General features: G+C 68.7%; 2 protein-coding genes and 1 pseudogene. All 3 read left to right on the forward strand.

Annotated features, from left to right (window positions below; all coding sequences use genetic code 11):
• Nucleotides 1–194 precede the first annotated feature (194 nt).
• Nucleotides 195–1133: an aldose 1-epimerase gene (locus tag HUK84_RS15840; RefSeq protein WP_246285729.1), complete on the forward strand. Its 939-nt coding sequence runs from the start codon at nucleotides 195–197 to the stop codon at nucleotides 1131–1133.
• Nucleotides 1134–1223: 90 nt separating this feature from the next.
• On the forward strand, nucleotides 1224–1784 hold the full coding sequence (greB, locus tag HUK84_RS15845; RefSeq protein WP_176641143.1) for a transcription elongation factor GreB: 561 nt from the start codon (nucleotides 1224–1226) through the stop codon (nucleotides 1782–1784).
• Between the two features lie 91 nt (nucleotides 1785–1875).
• A pseudogene (locus HUK84_RS15850) lies at nucleotides 1876–2076 on the forward strand (glutathione synthase); the annotation flags it as partial.

The following is a 2076-nucleotide window of genomic DNA, read 5'->3' on the forward strand; positions in this document are numbered from 1 at the left end:
CGCAAGGAGGCCAAGGTGCCCGAACCGCTGGGGTCGGGCGGGGGCGGCTACGACCCGTCCAAGGGGCGCGGCCCCCGGCGTCGCGGCGCGCGATAGGGCGGCCCGCCCGACATGGATCGTGATTGGGGATCGTGATTGGGCCGAATCGCCCGGCCGCGTGAAGATACGCCGAAAGCAACAGGGCAGGGTGGCCTATGCCAGAGCAGCTTGTGCCAGGGCAGCATATGCCGGAGCAGCGCATGATCGAACTGGCGGCGGGCTCGGCGCGGCTGGGATTGCTGCCCGGCCTGGGCGGAGCCGTCGCCTACTGGACGAGCGGCGGGCTCGATATCCTGCATGCCGTCGCGGACCCCAACCTGCTGGCCCAGCGGGGCCGCGCGGTCGCCGCCTATCCGCTGGTGCCGTTTTCCAACCGGGTGGCGGATGGCTGCTTTCAGTTCGACGGCGTGCCATACCGGATGCGGCCGAACTTCGCCGGCGAGCCCCATGTCATCCACGGCAATGGCTGGGAACATGCCTGGCGGCTGGAATTGCTGTCCGACGACAGCGCCACCCTGGGCCTGTCCTGGAATCCGCACCTGGATCCCCGTCATCCGAATCCGCAATGGCCCTTCGCCTATCGCGCGCAACTGCGATTCGACCTGCGGCAGGACGGGCTGTCGATCGGCATGCTGATCGAAAATACCGATCAGCATCCGCAGCCGGCGGGCCTGGGATTCCATCCCTATTTTCCCCGGCGCGGCGCCCTGCATCTGGGATTTTCCGCCGGCACCGTCTGGACCAACGACGACCGCCACCTGCCGGCGCTGCGCGTGCCCGCCACGGGCGAGTGGTCGTTCGAGCAGATGCGTCCCATCGGCGCGCAGGCGATCGATCATTGCTATGCGGAATGGAGCGGCGCGGCCTTCCTGCGCTGGCCGCAGGACAATCTGGCGCTGACGATCGCGGCCGACGACCCGTTCCGCCACCTGGTTCTCTATACCCCGCCCGGCCGGCCCTTCATCGCCGTCGAACCGGTGACCCACATGAACGATGCCCTGAACCACCCGGGCGTGGCCGACGGGGGCCTGCGAATCCTCGCCCCCGGCCGCAAGCTGGAAGGCCATATCCGTCTTGCCCTCACGGGGTGCTGAGTCCGCCCGGTTCTTGCCGTCATGCGACTCCGCCACGATTTTTCCACCCGAAGGGTTTCAGATTCGGGACGCTCGGGCAAAATGGCCTCCATGACCGATGACGACGACGACGACGACCGCCCCCGCGCGCCGGATGGGGTGTCGCGCTACATGACGGCGGCCGGCCTGGCCGCGATGCGCGGCGAGCTGAACGCCCTGCTGCGCGACGAGCGGCCGCGAATCGTCGAAATCGTCTCCTGGGCGGCCGGAAACGGCGATCGCTCGGAAAACGGCGACTATCTCTACGGCAAGAAGCGCCTGCGCGAGATCGATCGCCGGGTGCGTTTCCTGACCCGCCGGATCGAGAAGGCGATCGTCGTCGATCCCGCCGCCCAGACCCGGCGCGACCGCGTCTTCTTCGGCGCCACCGTGACCTATGCGACCGAGACGGATGAGGAACGCACGGTCACCATCCTGGGGGTGGACGAGGCCGATCTCGCCGCGGGCCAGGTCAGCCTGGCCTCGCCCGTCGCGCGCGCCGTGCTGGGCGGGCAGGTCGGGGACGAGGTCCGGCTGATGACGCCGGCCGGGGCCGAGATCATCGAAATCCTGCGGATCGCCTATCCCGAACCGGACGGCGCGCCGCAATCCGCTTCCGCCAGCGTGTTATGAGGTTTTTCGATACCCCGAACTCGATTAAGAAGCGGGGGCGGACGACCCTTGACGTCGTTCGGGGTTCGAATCGCGTCCGGAGGTTGCGTCCATGTCCCGCCCGCTGAAGGTTGCCGTGCAGATGGATCCCCTGGCCGGGATCGACATAAACGGCGATTCGACCTTCGCCCTGATGCTCGAGGCCCAGGCGCGGGGGTACGAGCTGTTCGTCTACCACGTCCAGGGACTCAGCCTGCGAGAGGGCCGCCACGGCGCCTTCCGCGCCGAGCGCCTGACCGCCCGCGCCCGCCCG

The sequence above is a fragment of the Nguyenibacter vanlangensis genome (genome assembly GCF_013376155.1).
GTDB lineage: Bacteria > Pseudomonadota > Alphaproteobacteria > Acetobacterales > Acetobacteraceae > Gluconacetobacter > Gluconacetobacter vanlangensis.